Genomic DNA, 6,069 nt, shown 5'->3' with positions numbered 1-6,069 from the left:
AAAAGGCACTCGCATGGATGATCTGGCCCAACAGCGCGGACAGTCCCCCATGGCCCTCTACAAGATGCTGCACCGCACCCGGCAGATGCTGCTGGAGTGCGTCCGCCGCTCCATGCCCAGGGGCGAGGAAGGCCCCCGCCTCGCATGAACCAACACCTTCCCCTTGCAGCCACCCTCCTGCCGTCATGACCCATCCCACCCCCTCCCCCCCAGACTGGCAGGATCTCGTGCAGCGCTACATGACCGGCCAGACTTCGCCCGAGGAAACAACCTTCCTGCAAAACGCACTGAAGGCGGATGAATCTCTGCGCACCCTTTACCTGGACCTCGTCCACCTTGATCTCGCCCTCCACGCCACCGCAGAGGCAGCCTCGTTTGTGAAGCTTCCAGAACCGGCATGGATACCGCTCCCCGCCCCGAACGCGCTCTCACGTTCCCCCTGGCGGCAATGGCGTCCACTGGCCACGGCGGCGGCAGCGGGGCTCATGCTGGGACTTTTCAGCGCCACCCTGGTGTGGGCCTATGTTTCCCCCACTTCACGCAACAAGGGCGTCACGCTGTTCGTGGAAGGCTTTGAGCCAGCAAGCGACGTTGCCGCCCGCCTGCCCCATCCCGAATTGAAGACCCAGCCAGGCCTCCCCACCGCCATCGATCTCTGGACTGGTGATGACTCCCAAGTGGTGACCGCGGAACACGATGTCGCCCCCCGCGGAGGACGCCACATGCTCCGCTTCAACACCGCCACCCACTCCGGTGAGGACGCAAAGCGCAGCGCATGGGGCGATGTCTATCGTCTGGTGGATGTGCGGCATCTGGTGCTGAAGGACGCCCAGTCCGTCCTGCGACTGACCGCCAGCTTCAACACCTCCCCTTACGCAGAGAATGAAGAATACCTTTGCAGCGTGGAACTCTGCTCCCTGGAGACCAATCCCAATGAAGCCCCGCAACCGCTCACGCTGCCCTGGGTGCGGGAAAACGGGTCTGCCACGGCATTGAGAAAGTTCCCGCTCAAGGGCGACCTCACCTGGAAGAGCACCAACGTGGAGGTCTCCATCACGCCGCAAACCCAGTACGTGTTGGTGCATCTGGCCGTCCTCCGGACCAAGCCCTACCCACCTGATGGCCCGGTGCAGTTTGGCACCCACTATGTGGACAATGTGAAGCTTCAAGTCATTTCCCAGAACCCAACACCGTGATCAGGTTGCCCTCCCGCATCGCCCTCATCGTCGCCTGCGCAGCCCACTGGTCAGCCGCAGCCATCACGGCAGCAGAGGTCTGCGCCGAGGTTCCTGCCTACGAACGCCTCCGCAAGACGGGCACCCCGCTCCAACCGTCCGAAGCCGGAGCCCTGCTCTATTCCGAGTTGTCCTGCGCAGCCTGTCACGAGCCCGCATCCGCATCCGTCTCCGCCCCCGCCAAGTCACTGCGGTGGAAGGCCGGCCCCGATCTCTCCGCTGCCGGCGACCGCCTTCGCGCTACCTGGCTGCGGCAGTACCTGATGGATCCCGCCACGGTCAAACCGGGCACCACCATGCCCGACTTGCTCTCGGGAATGAACGCCTCTCAACGCGCCGGGATGGTGGAGGACCTCACCCACTACCTCATGGGCCTGCGTCCCAAACAACGTCGCAATGTAAAGCCCGTTGTTGGCTCCTCGAAGACGGGCAAGGCGGTCTTCGAGTCCGTCGGTTGCGTCGCTTGTCATAGCACCACGCTGCCATCAAACTTGGGCGAGAAATATGCACCCGGGGAACTGGCCAAGTTTCTCATGAACCCACTCGCCGTGCGTCCCTCCGGTCGCATGCCCGACCAGCGCCTGGGCAAGAAGGATGCCGCTCATCTGGCTGCCTATCTCGCCCCCACCCCCTTGCCCGCTGAGCCACCGTTTGAGCAGGATGCCGAGCAGGCACAACGAGGCCGGAAGGCCTACCACTCCCTGGGCTGCGTCTCCTGCCATGGCAAACCTGCTGAAGACCGCCCCGTGCCACCTCTGGCCAATCTCCACCAGGGCTGCCTCGCTCCCGCTGGCACACAAACCACAGGAGTGCCCCAGTACGCCCTCAGTGAAGAGCAGCGAGAGGCCCTGCGCACCTCCATCACCGCCTCGCGTACGGCTTCGGCTGAACAGGACCCTAAGTCGGCCATCCGGCACCTCCTGCTCCAGCGCAACTGCATCGCCTGCCACACCCGCGATGGCCAGGGCGGTCCCACGCCTGAGGTGGCGGCGCATTTCCACTCCACCAAGGATGACCTGGGGGATCTGGGCCGCCTCCCGCCTCCTCTGGATGGGGTGGGCCGCAAGTTTCAGCGAACCGCGCTGGAAAGCGTCCTTCGTGGCAGGGACCTCGTGCGCACCTACATGCGGGTGAAGATGCCGGATTTCGGCGAGGACCTGTCTAAATACCTGCCCGACCTGCTTGCCAAGGCGGACGCCCAGGCTGAGGAGACACCTTATGCCCTGCCCAAGGTAAAGAATCCTGACCTCACTGGCCGCGCCGAATGGGGCCGGGAGCTCGTCGGCACAGGTGGCTACGCCTGCATCGTGTGCCATGATATCAATGGCCAGCCCTCTTTGGGGATCGGCGCGTATGATCTGGCGCAGATGCCCAAACGCCTCCGCCCGGAATGGATGAGGGATTTCCTCCTGAACCCGGCGGGATTTGCCACTGGCACCCGCATGCCTCCCTTCTGGCCCCAGGGCAAGCCCATGAACCCCGCGCTGGCCGGAGGCACTGCGGAACGGCAGATCGACAGCATCCGCCGTTATCTCCTCGAGGTGGATGAGAGCCTGCCCCCACCCGGCATGGCAGACCGGGCCACCCTCCTGCTCACACCTGAGCTCAAGCCCCTCGTCTTCCGCACCTTCTTGAAAGGCACCGGGACCCACGCCATCGCTGTCGGATTCCCTGGCGGGATAAGCGCTGCCTTCGATGCCCTGCAAGTGCGCTGGTCCATGGCCTGGCGCGGGAAGTTCCTGGACGCCGATGGCACCTGGAACCAGCGTTATGTGAAGATGGAGCAGCCGCTGGGCGACTCCCTCGTGCGCCTGGAAGAAACAGGCCACCTCATCCTCCCGGGTCAGCCCGCGGAAAAAGCGGTGTTTCGGGGCTATCACCTGACTCCGGAGGGAGTTCCCGTGTTTGAATACACCCTGGGCCCCCTGCAGATCGAGGACCGTCTTGAGCCTCGCCCCTCGGGCGGTCTGGTGCGCCGACTGGAGGTTCGAGGTCCCACGCCACCCGTGCCCGTGCAGTTCAGAGCCAGCCCGCCTACTGGGGTGGAGTTGAAATCGGGCTCAGATAGCCTTGAGATCAACCCGGTCACGCTAACCTTCCACGATGGCAAGGCCACTTTCACAGAGGAGATCACATGGTAGTCAATTCTCACATTCAGCTGCGGGCGGCCGCCATCATGCTGTTCGTTCTTCCTTCTGCCGGGATGCGGGCCCAGGAGAGCTATCGCCGGATCACTCTGGAAGCACCTGAGAACCTGGTGCTGGAGGCCGGGGGGCTCGCTTGCCTGCCTGGAGGGAAGCTTGCAGTGGCCACCCGTCGGGGTGAGGTGTGGATCGCCGATCACCCCTACACGCCAGACGGGCGTCAGGTGGGCTGGCGGCAGTTTGCCAGTGCACTCCACGAACCCCTGGGCCTGGCCTATCACGATGGGGCTCTGTACGCCAGCCAGCGCAGTGAGGTCACCCGCATGCGGGACACCAATGGCGACGGCGTGGCAGACGAGTACCGCTGCGCGGCCAAGGGCTGGGGGGTCTCCGGCGCTTACCACGAGTATGCCTACGGGCCCAAGTTCGACCCCGCAGGCAACATGTGGGTCACGCTGAATTGCACCATGGGGGACACCATAACCCGGGATAAGAACTGGCGTGGCTATGGACTGTGCGTCGCACCCGACGGTTCGTGGAAACCCGTTTCCGGCGGCATGCGCTCCCCCTGTGGCATTGGCATCAATCAGGCAGGAGACGTCTTTTACACAGATCAGCAGGGGCACTGGAACTCCGCCTGCGGCATTCATCACATCCGCCAGGGTGCCTTTCACGGGCACACCGCCTCCTTCGCCTCCGCCAACCTGCCAGGGGCACCCTTCGCCGCGCCAACGGAATTCGTGGAAAACGTGCCCATCCCAGAAGCCGCCCGGCGCATGCCCATCTACAAGCCCGCTGCCGTGTGGCTCCCGTACCGGAAGATGGGGATGAGCACCACCGACCTCTCTCTGGATGACACCGGCGGCAAGTTCGGCCCATTCTCAGGTCAGTTCTTCGTGGGAGAGCTCACACAGGCCTGGGTAAACCGGGTGTATCTTGAGAAAGTGGAAGGGGAATATCAGGGTGCCTGTTTCCCCTTCATGCAGGGATTCCAGGCCGGTGTCCTGCGCCTGGAGTTCGGTGAGGACGGCTCGCTATTTGTCGGTGAAACCAGCCGGGGCTGGAGTTCGGTGGGTAGCAAGTCCTACGGTGTGGAGCGCGTTGTCTGGAGTGGAAAGACTCCGTTCGCCATGCGCACCATGGAGGCCCGTCCAGGCGGATTCCGCTGCACCTTCACCCGACCCATTTCCGCCGAAGCAGTGAGAGCGGCCCTCTGGAAAATGCGCAGCTACACCTATGAGTACCATGCCGAGTACGGCGGCCCCGACATCGATGAGGAGGAACCCACCCTCCAGATCGCCCACGTCTCCCCCGATGGCCTGACCGTCGATCTCAAGGTCACTCCACTGCGCGAAGGTTACATCCACGAACTCCAGATCACCGGCCTCCACTCTCAGGACAACCAGTCCCTCACACCTGACATCGCCCACTACACGCTCAACAAGATCCCCAAGTCCTGAGTGTTGCAGCTCACCACCTACCTCTTACCTACCTTTCACCGAGATGCTTCGTCGTCACTTCCTCACCACCTCGGCTGCCGCCGCCATCGCCCCTCTTCTCCCCGCCTCCCCACCAGAGCGAAAGTGGCGCGTAGCCGTCCTCGGCGACAGCAACCACGGCAAATACGGCCACAGCCTGGACAGCATGTGGCTGCGTCTTCCGGAGGTGGAAATCGTGGCCGTCGCCGATCCCAATCCCAAAGGCCTTGAAGCCACCCTCAAGAAACTCAACGTCACCACCGGATTCGCCGACTACCGGGAGATCGCGCAGGTGAAACCAGACATCGTCGCTGTGTGTCCCGCCATGAGCCTGCATCGCGACATGGCCCTGGTGGCCGCCGCCAGCGGCGCGCGCGGCATCTACATGGAGAAGCCCTTCTGCCGTTCGCTGGCCGAGGCGGATGACATCGTCAACGCCTGCGAGAAACACGGTGTAAAACTGGCCCTCGCCCATCGCAACCGCTGGCATCCCACCCTCCCCGTGGTTAAGCAGTTGGTCAATGACGGCGTCATCGGCCGGCTCCTCGAACTCCGAGGCCGGGGCAAGGAAGACCGGCGCGGCGGTCTGGAGGACCTGTGGATCCTCGGCTCGCATGTCCTGAACCTCGCCACCTTTTTCACCGGCCGCCCCACGGCCTGTTCTGCCGAGGTACTCCTCGATGCCCGGCCCGTCACGCCGGCAGACGTCATCCGCACCAAGGAGGACTTCGGCGCCATTGCGGGCAATGCCGTGCATGCCCGCTTTGAAACCGAGTCCGGGGTGCCCATCTACTTTGACTCCGTGCAAGACGCCGGCGATGCCAAGGTCGGGTTCGGGCTGCAACTCATCGGCACCAAGGGCATCATCGACATCCGCGTGGACAACACCCCGCTCGCCCACTTGCTTCCGGGGAATCCGTTCCAGCCAGTTGCGGAGCCACGAGCCTGGGTCCCCATCACCACAGCCGGTGTGGGTGAGCCGGAGCCCAACGCGAAGAACGGCAACATTGTCATGAGTCACGAACAAGGTGCCCGCGATCTCATCGCCGCCATCCAGGAGAACCGCCAACCGCTCTGCAGCGCAGCTGATGGCCGCCTCACGGTGGAGATGATCACCGCCGTGATGCTGTCCCACGTTCGCGGAGGAAAACGCCTGGAATTCCCGCTGGAACAACCCGAGAATCCCTTCGCCACTTGGTCCTGACAAATGCG

General features: G+C 63.8%; 4 protein-coding genes. All 4 read left to right on the top strand.

Annotated elements, in window-relative coordinates:
* Window positions 1-185: 185 nt before the first annotated feature.
* The 4 genes from BV034_RS12575 to BV034_RS12560 are packed head-to-tail and all read left to right on the top strand — an operon-like array spanning window position 186 to window position 6,061.
* Window positions 186-1,196 (top strand): hypothetical protein, encoded by a 1,011-nt coding sequence (locus tag BV034_RS12575; protein WP_050027360.1) that lies wholly within the window; start codon window positions 186-188, stop codon window positions 1,194-1,196.
* Window positions 1,193-3,376, top strand: coding sequence for a c-type cytochrome (locus tag BV034_RS12570; protein ID WP_050027359.1), 2,184 nt, complete (start codon window positions 1,193-1,195; stop codon window positions 3,374-3,376). The genes BV034_RS12575 and BV034_RS12570 overlap by 4 nt, the downstream gene beginning before the upstream one ends.
* The gene (locus BV034_RS12565) at window positions 3,370-4,839 is read left to right on the top strand and encodes a hypothetical protein (RefSeq protein WP_050027358.1); all 1,470 of its coding nucleotides are present in this window, start codon (window positions 3,370-3,372) and stop codon (window positions 4,837-4,839) included. Before BV034_RS12570 ends, BV034_RS12565 begins: the two co-directional genes overlap by 7 nt.
* 43 nt (window positions 4,840-4,882) lie before the next feature.
* The gene (locus BV034_RS12560; RefSeq protein WP_050027357.1) at window positions 4,883-6,061 is read left to right on the top strand and encodes a Gfo/Idh/MocA family oxidoreductase; all 1,179 of its coding nucleotides are present in this window, start codon (window positions 4,883-4,885) and stop codon (window positions 6,059-6,061) included.
* Window positions 6,062-6,069: the final 8 nt, after the last annotated feature.

Origin of the sequence: Verrucomicrobium sp. BvORR034, from assembly GCF_000739635.1 — a bacterium.
Classification (GTDB): Bacteria; Verrucomicrobiota; Verrucomicrobiia; order Verrucomicrobiales; family Verrucomicrobiaceae; genus Verrucomicrobium.
This window is presented reverse-complemented; position numbering and strand designations above follow the sequence as displayed.

Bases quoted from the DNA above. Each gene is read 5' to 3' on its own strand.
- BV034_RS12575 (WP_050027360.1), top strand. From the start codon at position 186: ATGACCCATCCCACCCCCTCCCCCCCAGACTGGCAGGATCTCGTGCAG.
- BV034_RS12565 (WP_050027358.1), top strand. From the start codon at position 3,370: ATGGTAGTCAATTCTCACATTCAGCTGCGGGCGGCCGCCATCATGCTG.
- BV034_RS12560 (WP_050027357.1), top strand. From the start codon at position 4,883: ATGCTTCGTCGTCACTTCCTCACCACCTCGGCTGCCGCCGCCATCGCC.